This window comes from Georgenia sp. TF02-10 (assembly GCF_022759505.1).
GTDB lineage: Bacteria > Actinomycetota > Actinomycetes > Actinomycetales > Actinomycetaceae > TF02-10.
In genome coordinates, this window is record NZ_CP094289.1 from 441,483 (window position 1) to 465,304 (window position 23,822).

Annotated in this window: 21 protein-coding genes and 1 riboswitch; of the genes, 14 read left to right on the plus strand and 7 right to left on the minus strand. The window is 76.9% G+C overall.

Annotated features, from left to right (window positions below; genetic code table 11):
- Positions 1 to 44 precede the first annotated feature (44 nt).
- A riboswitch (TPP riboswitch) is annotated at positions 45 to 151 on the plus strand.
- Positions 152 to 204: 53 nt separating this feature from the next.
- The 13 genes from MF406_RS02015 (at position 205) to MF406_RS02075 (ending at position 16,210) form a co-directional block, all read left to right on the plus strand.
- The gene (locus MF406_RS02015; protein WP_242896358.1) at positions 205 to 867 is read left to right on the plus strand and encodes a Ykof family thiamine-binding protein; all 663 of its coding nucleotides are present in this window, start codon (positions 205 to 207) and stop codon (positions 865 to 867) included.
- Between the two features lie 11 nt (positions 868 to 878).
- Positions 879 to 1,487 (plus strand): ECF transporter S component, encoded by a 609-nt coding sequence (locus MF406_RS02020; RefSeq protein ID WP_242896359.1) that lies wholly within the window; start codon positions 879 to 881, stop codon positions 1,485 to 1,487.
- Positions 1,484 to 3,253, plus strand: coding sequence for an ABC transporter ATP-binding protein (locus MF406_RS02025; protein WP_242896360.1), 1,770 nt, complete (start codon positions 1,484 to 1,486; stop codon positions 3,251 to 3,253). The genes MF406_RS02020 and MF406_RS02025 overlap by 4 nt, the downstream gene beginning before the upstream one ends.
- Positions 3,250 to 4,212, plus strand: a complete 963-nt coding sequence (locus MF406_RS02030; RefSeq protein ID WP_242896361.1) for an energy-coupling factor transporter transmembrane protein EcfT — start codon at positions 3,250 to 3,252, stop codon at positions 4,210 to 4,212. Before MF406_RS02025 ends, MF406_RS02030 begins: the two co-directional genes overlap by 4 nt.
- Before the next feature lie 151 nt (positions 4,213 to 4,363).
- Entirely contained in the window at positions 4,364 to 4,999 is a 636-nt protein-coding gene (locus MF406_RS02035; protein WP_242896362.1) for a DUF4142 domain-containing protein, read from the plus strand.
- A 7-nt stretch (positions 5,000 to 5,006) separates the two neighbouring features.
- Entirely contained in the window at positions 5,007 to 5,723 is a 717-nt protein-coding gene (locus MF406_RS02040) for a class F sortase (protein ID WP_242896363.1), read from the plus strand.
- Positions 5,724 to 5,783: 60 nt separating this feature from the next.
- Positions 5,784 to 6,866: a DNA polymerase IV gene (locus tag MF406_RS02045; RefSeq protein WP_242896364.1), complete on the plus strand. Its 1,083-nt coding sequence runs from the start codon at positions 5,784 to 5,786 to the stop codon at positions 6,864 to 6,866.
- A gap of 201 nt (positions 6,867 to 7,067) precedes the next feature.
- Complete coding sequence (locus tag MF406_RS02050; protein WP_242896365.1) at positions 7,068 to 8,774, plus strand: S49 family peptidase; 1,707 nt, start codon at positions 7,068 to 7,070, stop codon at positions 8,772 to 8,774.
- 153 nt (positions 8,775 to 8,927) lie between these two features.
- Positions 8,928 to 9,632, plus strand: a complete 705-nt coding sequence (locus tag MF406_RS02055) for a triacylglycerol lipase (protein WP_242896366.1) — start codon at positions 8,928 to 8,930, stop codon at positions 9,630 to 9,632.
- Between the two features lie 228 nt (positions 9,633 to 9,860).
- Positions 9,861 to 13,370 (plus strand): DEAD/DEAH box helicase, encoded by a 3,510-nt coding sequence (locus MF406_RS02060; RefSeq protein WP_242896367.1) that lies wholly within the window; start codon positions 9,861 to 9,863, stop codon positions 13,368 to 13,370.
- Positions 13,371 to 13,465: 95 nt separating this feature from the next.
- Positions 13,466 to 14,416: an ornithine cyclodeaminase family protein gene (locus MF406_RS02065; protein WP_242896368.1), complete on the plus strand. Its 951-nt coding sequence runs from the start codon at positions 13,466 to 13,468 to the stop codon at positions 14,414 to 14,416.
- Positions 14,417 to 14,475: 59 nt separating this feature from the next.
- Positions 14,476 to 15,471, plus strand: a complete 996-nt coding sequence (locus MF406_RS02070) for an asparaginase (protein WP_242896369.1) — start codon at positions 14,476 to 14,478, stop codon at positions 15,469 to 15,471.
- Positions 15,472 to 15,556: 85 nt separating this feature from the next.
- Positions 15,557 to 16,210, plus strand: a complete 654-nt coding sequence (locus MF406_RS02075) for a copper homeostasis protein CutC (RefSeq protein ID WP_242896370.1) — start codon at positions 15,557 to 15,559, stop codon at positions 16,208 to 16,210.
- 119 nt (positions 16,211 to 16,329) lie between these two features.
- Here the strand turns inward: MF406_RS02075 and MF406_RS18650 are convergent, their stop codons facing one another.
- The 7 genes from MF406_RS18650 to MF406_RS02105 are packed head-to-tail and all read right to left on the minus strand — an operon-like array spanning position 16,330 to position 22,892.
- The gene (locus MF406_RS18650) at positions 16,330 to 16,740 is read right to left on the minus strand and encodes a proline racemase family protein (protein WP_256463924.1); all 411 of its coding nucleotides are present in this window, start codon (positions 16,738 to 16,740) and stop codon (positions 16,330 to 16,332) included.
- Positions 16,737 to 17,348, minus strand: a complete 612-nt coding sequence (locus tag MF406_RS18655) for a proline racemase family protein (protein ID WP_256463925.1) — start codon at positions 17,346 to 17,348, stop codon at positions 16,737 to 16,739. The genes MF406_RS18650 and MF406_RS18655 overlap by 4 nt, the downstream gene beginning before the upstream one ends.
- Positions 17,345 to 18,814, minus strand: coding sequence for an aldehyde dehydrogenase (NADP(+)) (locus MF406_RS02085; protein ID WP_242896371.1), 1,470 nt, complete (start codon positions 18,812 to 18,814; stop codon positions 17,345 to 17,347). The genes MF406_RS18655 and MF406_RS02085 overlap by 4 nt, the downstream gene beginning before the upstream one ends.
- Positions 18,811 to 20,394: an NAD(P)/FAD-dependent oxidoreductase gene (locus MF406_RS02090; RefSeq protein ID WP_242896372.1), complete on the minus strand. Its 1,584-nt coding sequence runs from the start codon at positions 20,392 to 20,394 to the stop codon at positions 18,811 to 18,813. The genes MF406_RS02085 and MF406_RS02090 overlap by 4 nt, the downstream gene beginning before the upstream one ends.
- On the minus strand, positions 20,387 to 20,653 hold the full coding sequence (locus MF406_RS02095) for a (2Fe-2S)-binding protein (RefSeq protein ID WP_242896373.1): 267 nt from the start codon (positions 20,651 to 20,653) through the stop codon (positions 20,387 to 20,389). Before MF406_RS02095 ends, MF406_RS02090 begins: the two co-directional genes overlap by 8 nt.
- Positions 20,650 to 21,894 carry an FAD-binding oxidoreductase gene (locus MF406_RS02100; RefSeq protein ID WP_242896374.1) on the minus strand — a complete coding sequence of 415 codons (1,245 nt, stop codon included), beginning with the start codon at positions 21,892 to 21,894 and terminating at the stop codon, positions 20,650 to 20,652. Before MF406_RS02100 ends, MF406_RS02095 begins: the two co-directional genes overlap by 4 nt.
- Positions 21,891 to 22,892: a proline racemase family protein gene (locus MF406_RS02105; RefSeq protein ID WP_242896375.1), complete on the minus strand. Its 1,002-nt coding sequence runs from the start codon at positions 22,890 to 22,892 to the stop codon at positions 21,891 to 21,893. Before MF406_RS02105 ends, MF406_RS02100 begins: the two co-directional genes overlap by 4 nt.
- 201 nt (positions 22,893 to 23,093) lie before the next feature.
- Between MF406_RS02105 and MF406_RS02110 the strand changes: the two genes are divergently transcribed.
- Entirely contained in the window at positions 23,094 to 23,774 is a 681-nt protein-coding gene (locus tag MF406_RS02110) for a GntR family transcriptional regulator (protein ID WP_242896376.1), read from the plus strand.
- Positions 23,775 to 23,822 lie beyond the last annotated feature (48 nt).

Consider the following 23,822-nt stretch of genomic DNA (forward strand, 5'->3'; position numbering starts at 1 on the left):
CGCATGCGACGGCGCAGGCGCCGGCGGGACCTGGTGGTACGGTCGCAGCACCCCCGGGGAGCGCCCAGCGCGCTGAGAGTGCGGAGAGTCCGCAGACCCGTTTACCTGATCCGGTTCGTACCGGCGTAGGGAGCAGGGCACCCGCCCGACGCGTGGCGCGTCGGCGGGTCTCGCAGTACCCGCGGGCCCGAGAGAGGGACCGTGATGAGCACCAAGACCGACGACCGCACCGCCGCCGGCGCCACGCCCGAGCAGCTCGGCATCGGCATGCGGTTCAGCGTCCACCCGCACACCGACGCCTTCGTCGAGGTCATCGGCGGGGCCCTGGCCGACGCCGCGGCCGCCGGCCGCACCGAGGGCCTCGTCCTGGACACCGACGAGGTGAGCACCTACGTCGGCGCCCGCACCGAACCGGCCGAGCAGCGTCTCGTCGACTACCTCACCGCCGTCGTCGCGGCGGCCCACCGCCGCTCCGGCGGCGGGCACGTGGTGGCCCACGTGCTGTTCTCCCGCGGCTGCCCCGGTGAGGTGGCCTGCGACCTCGCCGTGACCGGGCTGCCCCGTCCCGCACCGGTGCAGGTCGAGCCGACCGGGATCCGGGCGGCGGCCCAGTGGTCGCTCTACCCGCTGCTCGACGGCGGCACCGATGCCGGGGACCACATGGCCCACATCGAGGCCGCCATCCGGGCGGCGACGGCCCGGGGCACCGCGAGCAGCCCGGCGCACTACGCCACCCGGCTCACCGGGGACGTCGCCGACGTCCTGGCCACCGCCGTCGACGCGTGGGCCCAGGTCGGCGCGGTCGTCCCGCACGTCGTCAGCCACCTGACCGTCTCCGTCGGCTCGCCGACGGCGGCCGGCGCCTGAGGGCGGCGGAGATGGCCGCGCCGCACACCCCGCCCGCCACCCGCCGCCCCGGCTGGGCCATGGCGGACCTGGTCCTCATGGTCGTCCTCGGCGTCGTCTTCGGGTTCGCCTACTGGGCCCTCGTGCAGGCCTGGAACGGGCTGAGCATCCTCATGGGCCCGGCCGGGGACCTGGCCCAGCACGTCCTCTTCGGCGGGTGGCTGCTCGTCGCCCCCATCGCCGTGGCGATCATCCGCCGGCCGTTCGCCGGCATCGCCGCGGAGGTCATCGCCTCGGTCGTCGAGGTCGTCTTCCTCGGCTCACCGGTCGGGCCCACCCTGATGATCGCCGCCGCGATCCAGGGCGCCGGCAGCGAGCTGCCGTTCGCGCTGACCCGGTACCGCCGGTTCGGGTGGGCCGTGTTCGCCGTCGCCGGCCTGCTCGGCGCGGGCCTGGTGTTCTTCTACTCGGCGTTCCGCTCCGGCTGGTACGGGCAGGAGATCTTCGCCCTGCGCCTGGCCGTGCAGTGCCTCTCCGGGATCGTCCTCGGCGGGCTGCTCGCCAAGGTCGTCGTCGACGCCCTCGCCCGCACCGGGGTCGTCGACAACTTCGCGATCGGTCGGCAGCGGGACCGGTCGTGAGCCAGACCGCGGCCGCCGCCCGCCCGGCCGGCGTGGGCGGCCCCGCCGTCGCGCTGGCCGACGTCACCGTCGCCGTCCCGCGCCGGGCCGAGCCGGTGCTGCGCGGGGTGTCGCTGCACCTCGCCCCCGGCGAGCAGGTCGTCGTCCTCGGGGCGTCCGGGTCGGGCAAGTCCACCGTCCTGCGCGCCATCACCGGGGTGGTCCCGCACACCCTGGCGGCCACCGTCACCGGGGAGGTCAGCGTGGCCGGCACGGCGACGCTGCAGACGCCGGTCGTCGAGCGCTCCCGCCACCTCGGGGTCCTCGCCCAGGACCCCGCGGCGGCCGTGTGCCTGCCCGGGGTCGAGCAGGAGGTGGCCCTGCCGCTGGAGAACCATGCCGCCGACCCGGCGACCATCGGCCCTCGGGTCACCGCAGCGCTCGCGGCGGTCGGGGCGGCCGGGCTGCGGGACCGGCCGACGGCGGCCCTCTCCGGCGGGGAGTCCCAGCGGGTCGCGCTCGCCGCGGCCCTGGTCACCGAGCCCGCCGTCCTGCTGCTGGACGAGCCGACGTCGATGCTCGACCCGGCCGGGGTGGCGGCGGTACGCGCGGCGCTGGCCGCGGCGGTCGACAGGTACCGGCCGGCGGTCGTCCTCGTCGAGCACCGGCTCGACGAGTGGGCCGGACCGGGCGGGACTGCGGGCCTGCCCCCGCGGGCGGTGGTCCTCCGCGACGGCGAGGTGCTCGCCGACGGGCCCACCGACGTCGTCCTGCGCGAGCACGCCCGGGCCCTCCATGCCGATGGGTGCTGGCTGCCGGTGGACGCCGAGCTCTTCGCGCTCACCGGCACCGCGGGGGGCCTGACCGCGACGGCGAACCGCGAGCTGCTCCGGGCGCTCGCCGGGACGGCGGGGTCGCCGGCCCGCCCAGCCGGGGACGTGCTGCTCGAGGCCCGGGGGCTGGCAGCCGGGCGTGCTGGGGCCACCAGCAGGCGCGTCCGACGCGGGCGGCGTGGGCAGAAGCCGGCCGCCGCGCAGCGCGGGCGGCGCGGGCGGCGCGAGCCGGCGCCGGCACCGCTGCTGGCCGACGTCGACCTGACGGTGCGGGCGGGGGAGGTGGTCGCCCTGCTCGGCGCCAACGGCGTCGGCAAGTCGACGCTGCTGCTCACCCTCGCCGGGCTGCTGCCGCCGCTGGCGGGACGGGTGCAGGGAGCTCGTCCCGGCCTGGTGTTCCAGAACGCCGAGCACCAGCTCCTCACCAGCTCCGTGCGCGCGGAGGTCGCCCACGGCCTGCCCGCCGAGGTCGCCGCGGACGTCGTGCCCCGCCAGCTCCGCCGGCACCGGCTGGACCATCTCGCCGACCAATACCCGTTCCGGCTCTCCGGCGGGGAGCAGCGCCGGCTCAGCCTGGCCGCGATGCTCGCCCACGAGCGGCCGGTCCTGCTCGCTGACGAACCCACCCTCGGCCTGGACCGGCGCGACGCGATCGCCACCGCCGCGGCGCTGCGGGACGTCGCGGACGGTGGCGGCGCCGTCGTCCTCGTCAGCCACGACCTGCGGCTCGTGGCCGGCCTGGCCGACCGGGCCGTCGTCCTCGGCGACGGCGGGGTGCTCGCCGACGGGCCCGCGGAGGAGGTGCTGGCGAGCGAGGAGGTCCGGACCCGGGGCGGCCTCACCCTCCCCCCGCTGCTCGGGTGGCTCCTCGAGCACGCCCCCGGCCGGGTCGGGCACGTGCTGCGCCAGCTCGACGACGCCGTCGGCGCCACCTCGACGGCGGCGCACCGATGAGCGGGCTGGCCCGGGCGGGCACCGGATCGCCGCTGGCCCGCCGCAACCCGACGGTCAAGCTCGCCCTGCTCGCCGTCGTCTCGCTCGTCGCGATGTTCCTCCTCGACCCGGTCACCCCGACGGTGCTGTACCTGGTCGGGCTCGCCGCCGTGGCGTTCTCGGCGGGGGCGGCGCCGCGCACGCTGCTGGTCGCGCACGTGCCGTTCCTCCTCTTCGGCCTCGGGGTGCTGGTGGTCAACGCGCTCTCCCGGCCGGGCGTCGCCGTCTGGCAGGCGGGGCCGCTGCGGGTGACCGAGGAGGGACTGAGCGTCGGGGCGGCGCTCGCGGCCCGGACCCTGCTCATCGGGGTGCTCGCCGTCGGGTTCCTGCTCTCCACCGACGGGGTCGCGCTGATGACGAGCCTGCACCAGAACGCCCGGCTCGGCGCCCGGATCACCTACGCGGTCCTCGCGGGGTACCGGATGCTGCAGGAGATGCCCCGGGAGTGGTCGACCATCCGGCACGCCCACGCGGTCCGGGCGGGCCTTCCGGGCGGCGGTCGGGCGGCTGACGGCCAGGGCGACGGCGACGGCGAGCGCGACCGGGACGGCGCCGGCGTGGACGGCGACGACGACGGGCGGCCGGGCCGCGCCGGCACCCCGTCGGTACGCCCGCCGGGCCGTGCCGGCACCCCGGCGGTGCATCCGCCGCGCGGGCCGCGGCACCTGGTGGGCGTGGTCTTCACGCTCCTCGTCGTCTCCGTCCGGAAGGGGGAGCGGATGGCGCAGGCGCTGGAGTCCCGCGGGCTGGGGCTGCAGCCGCGGACGACGTGGCGGCCGCTGCCGGTGACGGGCCAGGACTGGGCGCTCGCGGCCGGCGTCGTCCTGGTGGTCGCCGCGGTCATCGCGGCCAGCGCGGCGCTGGGAACCCTGCAGGGGCCAGGGGCGCTGTTCGAGCCGGCGCCCCGCCCGGCCGGCTGAAGGCCGGCAGGAACGGGCGAGGGCATCGATCCGCACCGGCACGTGCCGCGGGCGTGGCCGCCGTCGTCCGCATGCGACCGGCCCGGGCCCGGGTTAGCGTCACGAGGGTGGCACCCGCCACACCGACCAAGGACGTTGGGACTCGATCGACATGTCATTGCTACGACGCGCCGTCCTCGGCGCCGGAACCCTGATCGCCGCCGTCGGCATCGCCGCCGCGCCCGCCGTGGCCCAGCCGTCCGAGCAGGACACGACCTGGATGGTGGCCGCGCACCAGAGCAACCTGGCCGAGATCGCGGCCGGGACCGCCGCCCAGGAGCAGGCGAGCAGCCCGGAGGTGCGGGAGATGGGCGCCACGCTCATCACCGACCACCAGAAGCTGGACGCCGACCTGACCGCCGCGGCGGAGCAGCTCGGCGTCGACCTGCCGGACGCGCCCACGCCCGAGCAGCAGGCCGCGCTCGAGCAGGTCAAGGCCCAGCAGGGCGCCGCTTTCGACACCGCCTGGATCGCCTCGCAGATCGAGGGGCACCAGATGACCATCGCGGCGACCACGCAGGAGATCAGCGCCGGCACCGACCCCACCGTGGTCGCCCTGGCCGAGGCCGCCAGCCCGGTCGTGCAGGGGCACCTGGACCACCTGCGGCAGATGTCCGGCGCACCGACCACCGTGCCCAGCGGCATCGGCGATCCCGGCTCCCCGGTACTGGGTGCCGGCCTCATCGGTGCCGGCCTCCTGGTGGCGGCCGGGTCCCTGACGCTCCTGGCGCGGCGCCGTCGGGCCTGACCGGCAGGTGGGCGGGAAGCACGTGGCGGCCCGGCCCGGGCTGACCTGGGCCGCCGTCGTCGCGGCGGCGGCCGGGGTCGGCCTCGTGGCGGTGGGTGCGCAGGTGCTCGACCGGCCCCCGCCGGTGGAGGCCGAGCCGTTCGGGGCCGAGGAGTCCACCACCCCCGGTCCCACCGCCACCCCCGGCCCCACCGCCACCGCCGGTGATCCGTCCACCGCCGCGCCCGACCCGGCCGCGCCCGACCCGGCCGAGCTGCCGGTCGTCGCGGCCGCGCCGGTGCCGGTCCCGCCCGAGCAGGTGCGGTTCCCGGCCACCGGCGTGGTCGCCGACGTCGTGCCGGTCGGCGTGCTGCCGTCCGGGGAGCTCCAGCTCCCGGCCGAGCCGGCCCGCGTGGGCTGGTGGGCCGCCGGCGCGCTGCCCGGCCAGGGCGAGGGCACCATGGTGCTCGCCGGGCACATGGACGGGCTGCGCCGGGACGGGGCGATGAGCGCGCTGCTGGACGCCCACGAGGGCGACGCGGTCGCCGTCGCCGACAAGCACGGGACGACGCACGAGTACCGCGTGGTCTCGCGACGGGTGACGGCGTGGGAGCGCCTGGACCCGGGGCTGTTCACCGCCGAGGGCCCGCACCGGCTGGCCCTGATCACCTGCGGCGGCACCTTCGACGAGCAGGCCGGCCGGTACACCGAGAACATCATCGTGATCGCCGAGCCCGCGGCCTGAGGCGCAGCCGGAGGCAGCAGGCCCGGTGACAGCAGGCCGGCGACCGGGAAGACTCCTGCCATGGGCGCGGACGCCAGGCCGTGGGTGCTGCACGTCGACCTCGACCAGTTCATCGCCGCGGTCGAGGTGCTGCGCCGCCCCGAGCTCGCCGGCCGGCCGGTCATCGTCGGCGGCCGCGGCGACCCCACCGAGCGCGCCGTCGTCTCCACCGCCTCCTACGAGGCCCGGGTCTTCGGCGTCGGCTCCGGCATGCCGCTGCGCCTCGCCGCCCGGAAGGTCCCCGACGCCGTCCTCCTCCCGGTGGACGCCCCGGCCTACGAGGCGGCCTCGGCGGAGGTGATGGCCACCCTGCGCGACCTGCCCGGCGTGGTGGTGGAGGTCCTGGGCTGGGACGAGGCCTTCCTCGGCGCGACCACCGCCGACCCAGAGGCCCTCGCCCGGCGGGCCCAGGCCGCGGTGCTCGCCGCCACCGGGCTGCACGCCTCGGTCGGGATCGGGGACAACAAGGTGCGCGCGAAGATCGCCACCGGCTTCGGCAAGCCCCGCGGGGTCTTCCGGCTCACCGCGGAGAACTGGTTCGCGGTCATGGGGGAGCGGCCGACCAGCGACCTGTGGGGCGTCGGGCCGAAGGTCTCCCGGCGGCTGGCCGGGCACGGGATCGCCACCGTCGCCCAGCTCGCGACCGCGCCCGAGGAGGAGCTGGTCGCCGAGTTCGGGCCCCGGATGGGCCGCTGGTACGCCGACCTCGGCCGGGGGATCGGGCCCGCCGTCGTCGACGACGCCCCCTGGGTCGCCCGCGGCCGCAGCCGGGAGACCACCTACCAGCAGAACCTCACCACGCCGGCGGAGGTGGCCGCCGCGGTCCGCACGCTGGCCGAGCAGGTCTTCGCGGACACCGCCGCCGAGGGCCGCCCGGTCTTCCGGGTCACCCTCAAGGTGCGGTACGCGCCCTTCGTCACCAAGGTCATGTCGCGGAAGCTCCCGGCGCCGACGACGGACCGGGCGGAGGTGGTCGCCGCGGCGCTCGCCCTCGCCGACCGGCTCGAGCCCCGGGAGGTGCGCCTGCTCGGCGTGCGGGCCGAGATGGTCATGCCCGAGGAGGGCGACCCGGCCGAGCGCACCCCGGTCCGCGGCCGGCTCTGACGCCGCCGGGTCCGATTGCGACGCCGCTGGGCCGGCTGTGACGCCGCCGGGTCCGGCCGACGGCGGTCCGGCAGCTGGCAGCGCCGCAGCGCCCGCGTCCCGGGCGACCACCGCCCACCGACCCACCGCCGCCCACCGACCCGCCACCGCCCAGCGACCACCCGCCGCGGGCCGGCTCGGACCCTGGTTACCCTGACGCCCATGCGCCTGCCCGAGAAGCTCCGCCTCGCCGTCGGCCGCGACGGCGACGACCACGCCGCCCCCGACTGGGTGGTGCTCGACCTCGAGGGCAGCTACCCCACCCACCGCACCGCCGGCCCGCAGGCCCTGCTCCAGCGGCTGGAGTCCTTCGAGGCCCTCACGGCCCGGCTGGAGCGGCTCGGCCGGGCGCCGTGGGTGCGCGGCGTCCTCGTCCGGGCGACCGGCCTGACGGCGGGCCTGGCCACCGCGCACGCCATCGGCCAGGCGCTGGGCCGGCTGGCTGAGCGCACCCGCGTGGTGGTCTACCTGCCGCAGGTGTCGATGCGCAGCCTGCTCGTCGCCGCCGAGGTGGCCGAGGTGGTGGCGCCGGAGTCGGCAGAGGTGATGGTGCCGGGGTTCGCCGCTGAGCAGGTCTTCGTCGGCGCCTTCCTCGGCCGGCACGGTATCGCCTTCGAGAACCTGCGGATCCGGGAGTACAAGTCGGCGCTGACGCCGTACTCCGAGGACCGCATGGACGCCTACGCCCGCGAGCAGCTCACCGCCTACCTCGACTCCGCCGAGCGGAGCTGGCTGGCGGCCCTGGGCCGGGACGGTCAGGACGTGCCCGCCGACGGCGAGCCGGCACCGGCCGACGGCGGCCCGGTCGGTGCCGGGGTGGGCCGCCACGCAGCCGGCGACGACGGCGGCGCGGCGCCGGGCGACGGCGAGCCCGGGGGCTGGTTCGCCGCCGACTTCACCAACGCCGAGCAGCTCCGGCAGGCCGGGCTGATCACCCGGGTCGCCTACGACGACGAGATCGTCACCCCGGTGGACCAGCACTGGGGCCGCACGCTGGAGCTGGTGAAGGGCCAGCTCACCTCCCGGCGAGCAGCGCGGAGTGCCGACGGCGTCGCCGTCGTCCCGGTGACCGGCGCCATCGTCTCCGGCCGCAGCCGGCCCACCCCGCCCATGCCGTTCCTGCCCGACCCGGCAACCGGGTCGGAGACCGTGGTGGCGGCGCTGCGCAAGGCCGAGCGGGACGAGGAGACCAAGGCGATCGTGCTGTTCGTGGACTCCGGCGGCGGCTCCGCGCTCGCCTCCGACGTCATCTACCGGGCGGTGGCCCGGTGCACCAAGCCCGTCGTCGCGGTCATGGGCGAGGTGGCCGCCTCCGGCGGGTACTACGTCCTGGCGGCCGCCGACCACGTCGTCGCCAGCCCGTTCACCATCACCGGCAGCATCGGCGTCGTGGTCGGCAAGCCCGTGCTGACCCAGTTCAACGAGCGGCACGGCCTCAACCCGGAGGCGGTCGGCCGGGAGCGGGCGCTGTTCAACAGCCCGTCGCGGGGCTTCTCCGACGGCGAGCGTGCCTGGGCCGAGCAGATGATGCAGGAGGTCTACGACCGGTTCGTCGACCGGGTGGCCACCGGCCGCAGGCTCACCGCCGAGCGGGTCGACGAGATCGGCCGCGGCCGGCTCTGGAGCGGCGCCGACGCCCGGGACCTCGGCCTGGTGGACGAGCTCGGCGACCTCGAGGCCGGGCTCGCCGCCGCCCGGCGCCTGGCCGGCCTGCCCGCGGACGCCCCGGTCCACGCCGTCTCCGCCGGCTTCGCCCTGCCCGGCGCGCCGACCTTCGGGAGGGACGCCGGGGACACCCTGGCCGGCCTGTGGCCGTTCGGCCAGGAGAAGGTGCTCACCTGGTTCGACCGGTCGGTGCGGATCCGGTAGGGGTGGCGGGCGGCCGGCCCGCCGGCCTGGTCGCCCGCTCGCCCCGGCCCCCCGCACCGGCGCCGGCCTGGTTGCCCCCGCCCGCTCGGGCCAGCCGTAACGGCCCGCCCCGACGGGCGGCGGATGTGGGCACCCGCCGCTACCCTTCGCGAAATGGACGTCATCCTCGTGCCCGGCCTGTGGCTGGACGCGTCCTCCTGGCAGCGGGTGACCCCGGCGCTGCAGGCCGCGGGCCACACCGTCCGCCCGCTCACGATGCCGGGCGTCGGGGCGCCGCCGGCGCAGTCCGCGGACATCGGGATCGCCGACTGGGTCGACGCGGTCGTCGCCGAGGTCGACAGGTCTGCCGGACCGGTCGTGCTGGTCGGCCACAGCGGCGGCGGCAACGTCGTCTACGGCGCGGTCGACACCCGCCCGGAGCGGGTCGCGCGCGTGATCTTCCTCGACACCTTCCCGCCGACCGACGGCGGCACGATCTCCGAGTTCCCGGTCGTGGACGGCGTCGTCCCTTTCCCCGGGTGGGACTTCTTCGACGACTCCGACGTCGCCGACCTCGACGACGCCACGCGGGCGGACGTCGCCGTCGCCGCGGTCCCGGCCCGGGTCCCGACCGACCCGCTCCCGCTCCGCGACGAACGCCGTCGCCGGGTGCCGGCCACCATGCTGGTGTCCACGGTCCTCGCCGAGGAGGTCCGCGAGTACCTCCATCAGCGGCCGGCGTGGCTCGCCGAGGCCGCCGCCCTCGAGCGGCTCGACACCGTGGACCTGCGCCGTCCCGACGAGCCCGGCGGGCACTGGCCGCAGCTCACCCGGCCGGATGCGGTGGCGGCCGCGATCGTCGCCGCGATCGGCGACTGACCCGAGCGGCCGGGAGGATGATGCGGGACGGGCCCGGGACGCCGACCCCGCCCGCGGCCCGCACGCACCCATGCCTCGACACGCCACGCTCGCGACAGCCCACGCCGGCGAACCCACGCACGCCCCCGACGCGCTCGCGACACGCCCGCGCCCGCGGCACGCCCACCTCGACCCGCCACGCCGGCCCGGTGTCCCGGCCGTGTCGGCGGGTCCGCTTACCGTAGGGGCGTGGCGCAGACACAGACGCAGGATCGATCCGTCGCCGCGGCCTGGCCGGACTTCCCCGACACCGATGCCATCGTCAGGTCGGTCGGCCCGACCACGTACCAGCGCGGCCGCGCCTACGCCCGCCAGGGCCGCGTCTCCTGGGTCACCAACGACCCCGAGCGGCGGGTGCTCTACGCCTCCGTGCGCGGGAACGTCTCCGTGCCCTACCAGACCCTCGTCAAGGTCGGCGGTCCGGCGGACCGGTTCCGGTCCAGCGGCCGGTGCACCTGCCCGGTCGCCATGGACTGCAAGCACGTCGCGGCCGTCCTCGTCGCCGCGCTCGACGAGCCGTGGGCGGACCCCCGGCCCACCCCGCGGGAGGAGACCCGGCCCGGCCCGCGCGCGGTCCCGGCGGAGGCGGAGGCGCCCGCGCCGCCGAAGGTGCCAGCGTGGGAACGGGCCATCGCCGAGGTCGTCCGCCGGCCCGAGGCCGAGCGGCGCGCTACCCCGATCGGCCTGCAGCTCGAGGTGGTCACCACGCCCGCGCCGACGGCGACCGGGCGGCACGCCGCCACCCTCCGGGTCCGGCTGCGGCCGGTCGTGCCCAGCCGGAACCGGACCAAGAACGGGCGGCAGAGCTGGGTGCGCTCCGGTGTCAGCTGGCGGGACCTGCAGTACACCTGGGGACTGCGCGGGTACGACAGCGCCCACCGCGAGGCGCTCCAGGAGCTCTACCGCGCCCACCGCGGCAGCTACACCTACGGCGAGACCGCTGTCTTCCTCGACGAGTTCGGCCCCGCCCTGTGGCCGCTGCTGCGCGACGTCGTCGACGCGGGGGTGCCGCTGCTGCCGGTGCGGCCCGCGGCCGGCGCCGTGGCCCTGTCCGCCGACCCCGGCCAGCTCTTCCTGGACCTGAACCGTGACGGCGCCGGCGGGATCGAGACCGCCGCCGTCGTGGACGTCCCCGGTGCCGCCAAGGCCACCTCGGTCGCGCTCGTGGGCGACCCCGCCCACGGCGTCGTCCTGGACTACGGCGCCGCCAAGGGTTCCCCGGACCTGGCCCGGCCCGGCGCCGTCGGCCTGCTGCTCGCCCCGCTGACCCGCCCGCTCAGCCGCCAGGCCGCCGCGCTGCTGTCCGCCGGGGTGCTCCGGGTCCCCGCGCCCGACGTCGAGAGGTTCCTCCGCGAGTACTACCCCGCCATGCGCCGGGTCATCACCGTCAGCTCGACCGACGGCTCGGTGGAGCTGCCCGAGGTGGCCCCGCCCCGCCTCGCGCTGCGGCTGACCTACGCCGACCAGCACCGGCTGGGGCTGGAGTGGTTCTTCCGGTACGACGTCGGCGGCCAGGCCCGGGACGTCCGGCTCGGCAGGGGCACGGCGCGCGAGGACGACGCCGGCCGGGACCGGCTCGCCGAGCAGCGGCTGCTGCGGGACCTGCGCCTGCCGACCGACCGGCTGCCCCAGCTCCGCGGGGTGGGCGCCGCGGCCGACGGCGCCCACGCCGGCACGCCCCCGGCCGGCGCCCTCCCCGCCGCCGCGCCGGCCGGTGCCCTGCCCGCGGGCGGCGCGCCCGGGCTCCTGCCCGGCGCGCCCGGCACCGAGGTGCTCCCGGTCGCCCCGGTCACCGAGCTCCGCGGCGCCGACGCCGCCATCTTCACCGAGGAGGTCCTGCTGGACCTGCGGGAGCAGGGCGTCGCCGTCGACGTCGTCGGGGAGACCCCCGACTACCGGCTCTCCGACTCCGCGCCGGTCATCAGCGTCTCGGCCACCGACACCGCGGACGGGGACTGGTTCGACCTGGGGGTCACGGTCGAGCTGGACGGGGAGGAGATCCCGTTCCAGGAGCTCTTCGTCGCGCTGGTCCGCGGGGAGAGCCACCTGCTGCTGGAGTCCGGCACCTACTTCAGCATCGAGCGGCCCGAGCTGGACCAGCTCCGCCGGCTGATCGCCGAGGCCAGCGCCCTGGAGGACCGTCCGCCCGGGGAGCTGCGGCTGCGCACCTACCAGGCCGGGCTGTGGGAGGAGCTGGCCGCCCTCGGCGTCGTCACCGCCCAGAGCGAGCGGTGGCAGCGCACCGTGGGCCGGCTGCTGGCCGGCGAGGGAGAGGCACCCACCGCCGCCCCGCCCGGGCTGCTCGCCGAGCTCCGGCCCTACCAGCTGGAGGGCTACGGCTGGCTCAGCTTCCTGTGGGACACCGGGCTGGGCGGCATCCTCGCCGACGACATGGGCCTGGGCAAGACCCTGCAGACCCTCGCCACGGTGTGCCGGGCCAAGGACAGCGGCGACCTGACCGCACCGGTGCTCGTCGTCGCCCCCACCTCGGTGGTGGGCAACTGGGCGCAGGAGGCGGCCCGGTTCGCGCCGGGCCTGAACGTCGTCACGATCACCGAGACCCAGGCGCGGCGGCGCCGGCCGCTGGCCGAGGTGACCGCCGGCGCCGACGTCGTCATCACCTCCTACGCACTGTTCCGGATCGAGCACGACCGCTACCAGGAGCTGACCTGGCGGGGCCTGGTGCTGGACGAGGCGCAGTTCGTCAAGAACCACCAGGCCCGCACCTACCAGTGCGCCCGCACCCTGGCCGCGCCGTTCAAGCTCGCGATCACCGGCACGCCGCTGGAGAACAGCCTGATGGACCTGTGGTCCCTGCTGTCGATCGTCGCGCCCGGGATGTACCCCGACCCGAAGAAGTTCACCGAGACCTACCGCAAGCCGATCGAGCGCGGCACCGACCCCGAGCTGCTGGCCACCCTGCGCCGCCGGATCCGGCCGTTCATCCGGCGCCGGACCAAGGAGCAGGTGGCCGCCGACCTGCCGGCCAAGCAGGAGCAGGTGCTCAAGGTCCAGCTCAACCCGCGGCACCGGAAGATCTACCAGACCCACCTGCAGCGGGAGCGGCGCAAGGTGCTCAACCTGGTGGACGACCTGGACAAGAACCGGTTCACGATCCTGCGCTCGCTCACCCTGCTCCGCCAGCTCAGCCTCGACCCGGCCCTGGTGGACGAGCAGTACGCCCGCGTCGGCTCCTCCAAGCTCGACGCCTTCGTCGAGCAGATCACCGAGACCGTCGCCGGCGGGCACCGCGCCCTGGTGTTCAGCCAGTTCACCGGCTTCCTCAGCAGCGTCCGGGACCGCCTGGACGCCGAGGGCATCGAGTACTGCTACCTCGACGGCCGCACCCGAAACCGCGCCAAGCGCATCGCCGAGTTCAAGACCGGCACCGCGCCGGTCTTCCTCATCAGCCTCAAGGCCGGCGGCTTCGGGCTCAACCTCACCGAGGCCGACTACTGCTTCGTCCTGGACCCGTGGTGGAACCCGGCCGCGGAGGCCCAGGCGATCGACCGCACCCACCGCATCGGCCAGGACAAGAACGTCATGGTCTACCGGCTGGTCGCGGAGGAGACCATCGAGGAGAAGGTCGTCGAGCTGCAGAACCGCAAGCGGGACCTCTTCGACCGGGTGATCGACGACGGCGGGGAGCTCTCCACCGCCCTGACCGCGCAGGACATCCGCGAGCTGCTGGTGCCCTGAGCCTCAGGGCCGGTGCGCCGAGCCTGCCCTGCGGGCCAGATGGCCGGCTGACCCGCCGCCCTCAGCCAGCGGCGCCCCAGCTACGACGCCCCGAGGTGAACGACCCGTTGGACCTGCCCTTCGTTCCCGCCGCCACGATGCGCGCGGCCCTGCCCCTCGGCCGGGCCGTCGCCGTCATCGAGGAGGCGCTGCGCGGCGACGTCGACCCGGAGCGGGACAGCCCCCGCCTGTTCAGCCCCGCCCCGGGCGGGGAGTTCCTCATCATGCCCGGGGCGCACCGGCGCTACGCCGGCGTCAAGGTGGCCACCGTCGCGCCCCGGAACCCCGCCCGCGGGCTGGCGAAGATCCAGGCGGTCTACCTCCTCTTCGACGCCGACACCCTCGCCCCGCTCGCGGCGATGGACGGCACCGAGCTCACCGCGCTCCGCACCCCGGCGACGACGCTCGCCGCGGTGAAGAACATCGCCGCCGCCCCGGGGAGCGGGACCCCGAAAGACCCCTACGTCCTCGTCCTCGGCGCGGGCGTGCAGGCGCTCAACCACGTCCGGGCGGCGCGGGCGGTCTTCCCGCGGGCCCGGTTCGCCGTCGTCGGGAAGCGTCCGGCGCGGGTCGACGCCCTCGTCGCCGCGCTGGCCGCGGAGGGGATCGAGGTGGCCCGCGGGGACCTCGCCCGGGACGTGCCGGCCGCGGACGTCATCGTCTGCGTGACCTCCTCCCCGGCCCCGCTGTTCGACGGCGCCCTGCCCGCCGACCACGCGATCGTCGCCGCCGTCGGCCAGCACGGGCTGGACGCCCGCGAGGTCGACGCCACCCTCGTCCACCGCGCCGACGTCGTCGTCGAGGGCCGGGAATCCTCCTGGCGGGAGGCCGGCGACCTCGTCCCGGCGCGCAGCGTGGCGGAGTGGCGGACCATCGCCCCGCCGAACCTCAAGGACCTCATCCAGGGCCGCTTCACCCGTACCCCCGGCCGGCCCACCCTGTACACCGGGGTCGGGATGGCGTGGGAGGACATCGTCGTGGCCGCGGCCGTCTACGAGGGCCGTTGACCCGCCCCGCCCCCGTGCCGTCGCGCCCGGCGCGCCGGCACCGATCCCGGAGAACCGCCATGCCTGACCCCTCGCTCGCCGAGCTCGCCGCCGTGACCCGCTCGGGCCTGGTGGAGAGCCGCCACCTCGGCACGCTCGTCGCGCTCGACGCCGACGGCGCCGTCGCGCTGAGCCTGGGCGACCCCGACGCCACCGTCCTGCCCCGCTCCACCGTCAAGCCGTTCCAGGCGCTCGCCTGCCTGACGGCCGGCGCGCCGCTGACCGGGCCCGAGCTGGCCATCGCCGCCGGCAGCCACACCGGGGAGGACGCGCACGTGCAGGTGGTGCGCACCGTGCTCGAGCGGGCCGGCCTCGCCGAGGACGCGCTCGGCTGCCCCGCCGACTGGCCGGCGGACGAGCCCACCCGCCACCGGCTCGTCGCCGCCGGCGAGGGCCGCGCGGCCGTGCGGATGAACTGCTCGGGCAAGCACGCCGCGATGCTCCTCACCTGCGCCACCAACGGCTGGGACACCGCGACCTACCTCGACCCGCACCACCCGCTCCAGCAGCACGTCCGGGCCACGCTCGCGGAGGCCACCGGTCAGGACGTGCGGCACGACGCCACCGACGGGTGCGGGGCGCCGCTCTTCGGCACGACCGTGCGCGGGCTCGCCACCGGCTTCCGCCGGCTCGCGCTGGCCGCGCCCGGCACGCCCGCCCGAACGGTCGCCGACGCCATGCGGGCCCACCCGTTCTTCGTCGGCGGCACCGGGCACCCGAACAGCCAGGTCATGGACGGGATCCCCGGTGCGCTGGCCAAGGGCGGCGCCGAAGGGGTCATCGGGATGGCCGGGCCGGACGGCCAGGCCGTGGCCATGAAGATCGTGGACGGCAACTCGCGCGCGACGACGGTGCTCGCCCTCCTCGTCCTGTCCGCGCTCGGCGTGGACGTCTCCGGGGCGGCCGAGCTCCTCGTCGTGCCCGTCCTCGGCGGAGGCCGGCCGGTGGGCGGCATCGTTCCCGGCCGTGACCTCGCCGCCTGGCTCGACACCCGGCAGCCGGGACCGGCCCGTTGACCGCCGTCGAGATCTGCCTCGAGGACGTCGGCGGCGCCGAGCTCGCCGAGCGGGGCGGCGCCCACCGGGTGGAGCTGTGCGCGGCGTGTCCGAGGGCGGCGTGACGCCGAGCCTGGGGTTCGTCCACGGCGCGGCCAGCGCCACCCGCCATATCGGTCTGCAGGTACTGGTGCGGCCGCGCGGCGGGGACTTCGTCTACTCCGACGCAGAGCTGGCCGTGATGCGGGCGGACATCGCCGCCTTCCGCGGCCTGCCCCTGCCCGACGGGCGCACGATGGGGTTCACCCTCGGGGCACTGACCCCCGCCGGCAGGATCGACACGCGGGCGCTGACCACGCTGCTGGACACCTGCGGCGACGCCCCGGTCACCTTCCACAAGGCCTTCGACGCGGTACCCGATCCGTTCGAGGCCCTGGAGACCCTGGCCCGCCTCGGCGTCGCGCGCGTGCTCACCGCCGCCGGCCACCCCACCGCCCTGGCGGGGATCGACACGCTCGCCGCCCTGGTCGCCGCCGCAGGGGACCGGATCTCGGTCATGGCGGGCGGATCCGTCCGCCCCGGCAACGTCGCCCGGATCGTCACGGCGAGCGGGGTGCGGGACGTGCACCTGCGCGCCCCCCGCACCCTCCCGAGCGCCAGCACCACCGGGTCGACCGCGTACGACGCCGGGACCCGGACGGTGACGTCGCTCGACGTCGTCACGGAGGTGGTCCGGGCGCTCGCGGAGGCGGACCGGTAGCGGGCCGCACGGCAGCATTCCCGGCGGCCGGCCCGCGGGGGGTTGACGTCGGCGGGTCCTCGATCGGGGCGGTCCTGTCCTCCCGGGTCGGTCCGCCGCGGCGTCTCGTCCGGCGGTGGTCAGCGCAGCACGAACCCGGTACCGACCTCGTCGTCGTCGGCCAGGACGAACCGGTGCTCCCCGGTCGGGAAGGCGCGCCCGGTGACCTCCGGGACGACGGCTGCCCGCCCGGCGACGTCGACCTCCGCCCGCACCCGGGCGGTGAACCGGGTCCCGACGATGGAGTCGTGGGTGAACGTCTCGCCCGGGCGGAGCAGCCCGTCGTCGCGCAGCAGCGGCAGCCGGGCGCAGGTGCCCGACCCGCACGGGGACCGGTCGACCTCGCCGTCGGCGAAGACGGTGACGTTGCGCTGGTGCGGGCCGCCCGTGGTGCGGCCCAGGTACTCGTACAGGATCGTGCCGTAGATCCCGGACAGCCGCGGATCCTCCGGGTGCCGGGCGGCGGCGGTGCCCTCGAGCGCCCGCTTCACCGCCCGGCCGGCCGCGATGAGCTCACTGTAATGGTCCGGCGTGACCTGCAGGCCGAAGGGGCCGCCGGCACCGAGGCGTACAGCGCACCGCCGTAGCTGACGTCGGCCCGGACGGTGCCCAGCGGCGTCGCCACCTCCAGGTCGCGGGCGACGGTCCACGACGGCACGTTGACGAACGTCGCGCCGGTGACCGCCCCGGCCCGGCGGTGCACGGTGGCCCGCACCCGCCCGGAGGGCACGTCGATGACGACGTCGGTGTCGCCGTCCGCGGCGGCCGGGACGACGCCGTGCTCCACCGCCCACACCCCGAGCGCGATCGTGCCGTGCCCGCACGCGGTGGAGTAGCCGTCCTTGTGCCAGAACAGCACGCCCAGGTCGGCGCCGTCGTCGTCGGGCGGCACGAGGAAGCCGCCGTACATGTCGGCGTGCCCGCGGGGCTCCCGGACGAGGAGCTGGCGGTACCGGTCCAGCTCCGGGTCATGCTGGGCGGTGACGCGGCGGTCGGCCACCGAGGTGCCCGGGACCTCGGGGACCCCGCCGGTGACGATCCGGAACGGCTCGCCGGCGGTGTGATAGTCGACGGCGGTGACCGTCAGCGGGAGTGTCACCGCACCTGGAGCTTCCCGTCCACCCGGCGCGGGATCCCCAGCGGGTTGTCCTCGGCGAGCGCGGCCGGGAGGAACCGGGCGGGCACGTCCTGGAAGGCGACCGGGCGCAGGAACCGGGCGATCGCGGCGGTGCCCACCGACGTCGTGGTCGGGGCGGTGGTCGCCGGGTAGGGCCCGCCGTGCTGCTGGGCGTAGGTCACCGACACCCCGGTCGGCCACCCGTTCCACAGCACCCGGCCGGCCCGGGCCACGAGGACCTCGAGGAGCGCGGTGACGTCGTCGCCGTCCTCGCCGTGGACGGTGGCGGTGAGCTGGCCCTCGAGCAGGGCGGCCAGGCCGGGGAGCTCGGCGGCGTCGTCGTACTCCACGACGAGCGCCGACGGCCCGAAGCGCTCCGCCGCGAGCTCCTCGACGTCGCCGCGGAACCGGGCCGCCGTCGTCGCCAGGACCGTGGGAGAGGTGGGGGAGCCGGTCGGGTCCTCGCCCGCGGCGAGCACCCGGACGCCGTCGTGGCCGCGCAGCCGGTCCAGGGCCTCGACGTAGCCGGCGTGCAGGTGGTCGCTGAGCATCGGCGCGGCCGGCGGCAGGGCCGCGGCGGCGAGCCGGTCGGCGAGGCCGGCGTCCCGGGGCACGAACAGCAGGCCGGGCTTGGTGCAGAACTGGCCGACGCCCATGGTGACCGAGCCGACGAACCCGGTGACGATCTCCTCGGGGCGGGCAGCCGCGGCGGCCGGGGTGACGAAGGTCGGGTTGACCGAGCTGAGCTCGCCGTAGAACGGGATCGGCTCGGGGCGGGCGGCGGCGAGGTCGAACAGGGCGCGGCCGCCGCGGATCGACCCGGTGAACGACCCGGCCTTGACCGCCGGGTGCTGCAGGGCGGCGGTGCCGGCGTCCTGGCCGAAGATCACCGCGAAGGTGCCCGCCGGCGCCCCGGCGGCCTGCAGCGCCACGGTGACGACCTCCCCGGTGCGGGCGGACAGCCGCGGGTGCCCGGGGTGGGCCTTGAGGATCACCGGGCAGCCGGCCGCGAGCGCGGAGGCGGTGTCCCCGCCGGCGACGGAGAACGCGAACGGGAAGTTCGAGGCGGCGAAGACGACGACCGGGCCGAGCGGCTGGTTGACCCGGCGCAGGTCCGGGCGGGGGCCCATGCCCCAGTCGGGGTCGGCGTGGTCGATCCGGGCGTCCAGGTAGGACCCCTCGGTGAGGACCTCCGCGAAGAGCCGGAGCTGAAAGGTCGTGCGCACCAGCTCCCCGGTGAGGCGGGCGGTGGGCAGGTGGGTCTCCCCGGCGGCGAGCGGGACGAGCTCCTCGGCGGCGGCGTCGAGGGCGTCGGCGACGGCGCCGAGCGCCGCCGCCCGGTCGGCCGGGGCCAGCCGGCCCCAGGCGGGGGTGGCCTGGGCCGCGGCGGTGACCAGCCGGTCGACGTCGGCCGGGCTGGTCTCGGTGGTCTCGGTCGTGGTCGTCATGGCGTGCTTCCCTCCTGGTCGGCCGCGGTGTCCAGCCCGGCGAGGGTGCCGAGGGGGACGTGCGCGGCGAGCGGGCGCCGGCTCGAGGCCAGCAGGTCGTCGTCGGTGAGGTCGCGGCCGGTCTCGGCGGCGAGCAGGCTGGCCGCCGCCCAGCCGCACACCCGGCCCTGGCACCGGCCCATGCCGACCCGGGCGAGCGAGCGTGCGGCGCGCGGGTCGTCCGCGCCGAGGTCGTGGCAGGCGGTGCGCAGCGTCGCCGCGCTGACCTCCTCGCACCGGCACACCAGTGTCTCCCCGGCCGGCCACGCCGGCCAGGCGGCCGGGACCGGGTAGACGGCGTGCATGGCCCGGGCGAACGCGCGGTGGTTCAGGACCTCGCGGCGGCGGGCCGGGTCGGGCGGGGCGCCGGCGGCGGCCCGGCCGGCCACGTGGCCCTCGGCGACGGCGAGCGCCGCCCCGCCGACGCCGGTGGCCTCCCCGGCCACGTACAGACCCGGCACGCTGGCGCGCTGGGCCGGGTCGACCCGCACCACGAGGGAGCCGTCGGCGCCGATGGCGGTGGCGGCGCCGAGCATGAGCGGCAGCTCGAGCTGGGGGGTGAACCCCCAGCCCAGCGCCACGCTGTCGGCCGCGACGGCGGTGGCCGGGCCGGTCACCGCGCCGGCGGCGTCGACGCGGGCCAGCCGGGCCCCGGTGACCCGGTCGGTGCCGAGGATCTCGGTGACGACCGTGCGGGTGCGCGGCCGGACGCGGTGCCGGGCCAGGCGCACCGCGTACCCGGCGGCCTCGGCCAGCTTGGTGCCCTGCCGCAGGGCGGTGCCGGCGTGCCGGGCCCACCGGCGGGGGTCGGCCGCCTCGCACAGCGCGACGACGTGCGCGCCGCCGTCGGCCAGGCCCGCCGCCACCGGCAGCAGGAACGGGCCGGTCCCGGCGACGACGACCCGCCGGCCGACCAGCACGCCGGAGCCCTTGAGCAACGCCTGTGCGCCGCCGGCGGTCACCACGCCAGGCAGGTCCCAGCCGGGCACGGGCAGCTGCCGGTCGTAGGCGCCGGGGGCGAGGACGAGCCGGCGGGCGAGCACGTCGCCGCGGGGAGATGGGTGCGGCGGGGGTGCCTCCGGCACCGGCGTAGTGCGCAGCCGGAACAGGTCGCCGTCCCGCTCGGCCAGCCACACCGACGTCCAGGGCCGGTGCTCGAGGGTCCCGGTGCGGGCGGCGGCGCCGATCCGGGCCCGCAGGTCGAGGAAGGTGGCCCAGCCGTGGTGACCGTGCCCGTCCGGCTCGGGCCCGTCCGGCTCGGGCTCGTCCGACCCGTGCTCGTGCTCGTCCGGCCCGGAGCCGTGGCCGCCCCGCTCGCACCCGCGGCCCCCGTGCGGGTCGGGCCCGGCCTCGGCCGGGTGGCGCCAGTACTGACCGCCGAGCTGGCCCCCGGCGTCGAGCAGGACGACGCCGGCGCCGGCCTCGGCCGCGGCGACGGCGGCCGCCATGCCGGCCGGGCCGGCGCCGACGACGGCGACGTCCACGACCCGCAGCGGCGGCTCGGCCAGCGGGTCGGTGGGGTGGGTGACCTGCTCACGCATGCCCGTCACCGCTCTCGAGCACCATGCCCGCGGCGAGCGGGACGAGGCAGGCGCGCTGGTTGGGGACGCCGTCGACGGTGAGCAGGCAGTCCTGGCACACGCCGATCCCGCAGAAGAGCCCGCGCGGTCGTGCCCCGCGGCGGGTGGTGCGCCAGGAGGTGATGCCGGCGGCGACGAGCGCGGCGCCGACGGACCGGCCGGGCACGCCTAGGAGGGGCGCGCCGTCGAAGGTCGCCGCGACTGTCGGGTTCTCGGTCATCCCTGCCTCCCCGGTCGGCTGGTCGAGCCGGACATCTCCGGTCGGTTCGTGGAGCCGGTCCGCTCCGGTCGGTTCGTGGAGCCGGTCCTGTCCGTGCGGCTCGTCGGGCCGAACCGCTCCGGCCGGAACGGGTCCAGCGGCAGCGCGGTCGCCGCGCCGGTTAGCGCCTGGACGAGCAGGGCGGCCGTGCCGGCGGCCAGGCCCACTCCCGCGCCCTCGTGCCCGGCGGCGTGCCACAGGCCCGGAGCCCGCGGGTCCGGGCCGATGACCGGCAGGTGGTCCGGGCAGTACGGCCGGAAGCCGTGGTAGTGCCGCATCACGACGACCCCGGCCAGCGCGGGGAAGAGCCCGACGGCGGCCGCCGCCAGCCGCGCCAGCGCCGGCACCGAGACGGTGGCGTCGAACCCGACGCGCTCGCGGGTGGACCCGATCAGGATCGTCCCGGCCGGGGTGCCCTCGACGACGGGGGAGGACTGCAGCGCGGCGTCGGAGCTGGCCACGTCGGAGACGTACTCGGCCGCGTAGACCTTGTGCCGGACCAGCACCGGGACCGGCTCGGTGACCAGGACGAACCCGCGCCGCGGCGCGACCGGCAGGTCGACCCCGGCCAGGGCCGCGACCTGGCCCGACCACGGCCCGGCGGCGTTGAGCACCGCCCCGGCCGGCACGTCACCGCCGGGGGTGCGGACCCCGACCACCCGGTCGCCGGCCCGGAGGAACCCGGTCACCTCGGTGCGGGGGCGCACGGCCGCGCCGGCGTCCCGGGCGAGCCGGAGCAGGTGGGCGACGGCGAGCATCGGCATGAGCTGGGCGTCCTGCGGGTAGTGCACGGCCCCGGCCAGCCCGTCGGCCAGGTGCGGCTCGAGCGCGGGCAGGTCCTCGGCCGCCACCGGGGTGGCCGCCACGCCCGCCCCGCGCTGGACCTCGGCCAGCGCGGTCAGCGCGGCGAGGCTCTGCTCGGTCGCGGCGACGACGAGCCCGCCCTTGGCCTCGAACTCCCAGGCGTCGGCGTGCTCGCCGAGCTCGGTGCGCCACACCTCGCTGGAGTACTGGGCGAGGTCCAGCTCGGGGCCGAGCTCCTTGTCCGAGACCAGCACGTTCCCCTCCCCGTGGGAGGAGGTCCCCGCGGCGGGCGCGGCCCGGTCGACCACGGTGACGGCGAGGCCGGCGCGGGCGGCGAGGTACGCCGTCGCCGCCCCGACGATCCCGGCGCCGACGACGAGGAGGTCGGGGGCGCTCACAGCAGGAAGCCCGCCGGGAACGGGTCGGTCGGGTCGAGGAAGTACTGGGCGGTGCCGGTGACCCACGCGCGCCCGGTGACCGTCGGGACGACGGCGGGCCGCCCGGCCACCGTGGTCTCCTCGACCAGCCGGCCGACGAACCGGGTGCCGATGAAGGACTCGTTGACGAAGTCCTCGTCCAGCCCGAGCTCGCCGCGGGCGTGCAGCTGGGCCATCCGGGCCGACGTGCCGGTGCCGCACGGGGAGCGGTCGAACCAGCCCGGGTGGATCGCCATCGCGTGCCGGGAGTGCCGCGCCGTCGACCCCGGCGCCTTGAGGTAGACGTGGTGGCAGCCGCGGATGTCCGCCCGCTCCGGGTGGACCGGCTCGGCCGCCGCGTTGATCGCGTCCATGACCGCCAGGCCGGCGCCGAGCAGCCGGTCCTTGGCCGCCCGGTCGAACGGCAGGCCGAGCTGGTCGAGGTCGACCACCGCGTAGAAGTTGCCGCCGAACGCCAGGTCGTAGTCGACGGTGCCGAGGCCGGGGACCTCGACCTGCGCGCCGAGGGTGTGGGCGAAGGAGGGCACGTTGCGGATCGTCACCGCCGTCGCCGAGCCGTCCTCGACGGCGACCTCGGCGACCACCAGCCCGGCCGGGGTGTCCAGCCGCACGGTGGTCACCGGCTCGGTCACCGGCACCATGCCGGTCTCGACCAGGACGGTGGCGACGCCGATCGTGCCGTGCCCGCACATCGGCAGCAGGCCGGAGACCTCGATGTAGAGCACCCCGTAGTCGGCGTCCGGCCGGGTGGGCGGCTGGAGGATCGCCCCACTCATCGCCGCGTGCCCCCGGGGCTCGTACATCAGCAGCGTGCGCAGGTGGTCCGCGTTCGCCGCGAACCAGGTCCGGCGCTCGGCCATCGTGTCGCCCGGGATCACGCCGACGCCGCCGGTGATCACCCGCGTCGGCATCCCCTCGGTGTGGGAGTCGACGGCGTGGAAGACGTTCCTCGTCCGCATGGCATCCTCTCCGCAGGGCTGGGGCGGCCGCACGCCGGCCACGGGACGGGCGGCGAGCGGCGGCCGACCCCACCCAGGCAATACAGTGTCACATAGCACTGCGTGGTCCCACAGCACCGCGTGCCGGAACGCCATCGGCGGCTCACAGCCGGGACGCCACCGGCGGGCACCGCGGGGCGCCAGCCTCGGGAAGGAGACGTCATGCCCGCAGCCTCACCCTTCACCCCGGTGGTGCACGCCGCGAACCTGCGCACCCTGGTGGAGGACTCGGTGGCCGGGGCCATCGTCAGCGGCCAGCTGCCGCCCGGCGAGCTCGTCTCGGTGCCGGCCCTGGCGGCGGAGTTCGACGTCTCCGCCACCCCCGTCCGCGAGGCGATGATCAACCTGCAGCACCGCGGGCTGGTCGAGCCGGTGCGGAACAAGGGCTTCCGGGTCACCGCGGTCTCCGAGCAGGACCTGACCGAGATCGTCCAGCTGCGCCGGCTCGTCGAGCCCCCGGTCGTGCGGGACCTGGCCGGCGCCGTCGGCCCGGAGGACGTGGAGCGGCTGCGCGGCCTCGCCCGCGCCATCGTCGAGGCCGCCGACGCCGGGAACCTGCCGGCGTACCTGGCCGCCGACGTCGACTTCCACCGCGAGCTCGTCACGCTCGGCGGGAACCGGCGCATCGCCGCCCTGGTCACCGAGCTGCGGCGGGAGACCCGGCTGACCGGGCTCTCCGGCATGCTCAACACCGACCAGCTCGCCGAGTCCGCCGCGGAGCACGAGCGGCTGCTCGACCTCATCGCGGCCGCCGACGGCGACGGGGCCGAGGCCCTCATGAGCCGGCACATCGGGCACGTGCTCGGCTGGTGGTCCGGCAGGCCGGAGCCGGCCGGCGGCTGACCGCCCGGCAGGCCGGCCTGGGCCACTCGATGCCCGCGCCGCCCGTGC

Bases quoted from the DNA above. Each gene is read 5' to 3' on its own strand.
- MF406_RS02015 (WP_242896358.1), top strand. From the start codon at position 205: ATGAGCACCAAGACCGACGACCGCACCGCCGCCGGCGCCACGCCCGAG.
- MF406_RS02020 (WP_242896359.1), top strand. From the start codon at position 879: ATGGCCGCGCCGCACACCCCGCCCGCCACCCGCCGCCCCGGCTGGGCC.
- MF406_RS02030 (WP_242896361.1), top strand. From the start codon at position 3,250: ATGAGCGGGCTGGCCCGGGCGGGCACCGGATCGCCGCTGGCCCGCCGC.
- MF406_RS02035 (WP_242896362.1), top strand. From the start codon at position 4,364: ATGTCATTGCTACGACGCGCCGTCCTCGGCGCCGGAACCCTGATCGCC.
- MF406_RS02045 (WP_242896364.1), top strand. From the start codon at position 5,784: ATGGGCGCGGACGCCAGGCCGTGGGTGCTGCACGTCGACCTCGACCAG.
- MF406_RS02050 (WP_242896365.1), top strand. From the start codon at position 7,068: ATGCGCCTGCCCGAGAAGCTCCGCCTCGCCGTCGGCCGCGACGGCGAC.
- MF406_RS02055 (WP_242896366.1), top strand. From the start codon at position 8,928: ATGGACGTCATCCTCGTGCCCGGCCTGTGGCTGGACGCGTCCTCCTGG.
- MF406_RS02070 (WP_242896369.1), top strand. From the start codon at position 14,476: ATGCCTGACCCCTCGCTCGCCGAGCTCGCCGCCGTGACCCGCTCGGGC.
- MF406_RS02085 (WP_242896371.1), bottom strand. From the start codon at position 18,814: ATGACGACCACGACCGAGACCACCGAGACCAGCCCGGCCGACGTCGAC.
- MF406_RS02090 (WP_242896372.1), bottom strand. From the start codon at position 20,394: ATGCGTGAGCAGGTCACCCACCCCACCGACCCGCTGGCCGAGCCGCCG.
- MF406_RS02095 (WP_242896373.1), bottom strand. From the start codon at position 20,653: ATGACCGAGAACCCGACAGTCGCGGCGACCTTCGACGGCGCGCCCCTC.
- MF406_RS02105 (WP_242896375.1), bottom strand. From the start codon at position 22,892: ATGCGGACGAGGAACGTCTTCCACGCCGTCGACTCCCACACCGAGGGG.
- MF406_RS02110 (WP_242896376.1), top strand. From the start codon at position 23,094: ATGCCCGCAGCCTCACCCTTCACCCCGGTGGTGCACGCCGCGAACCTG.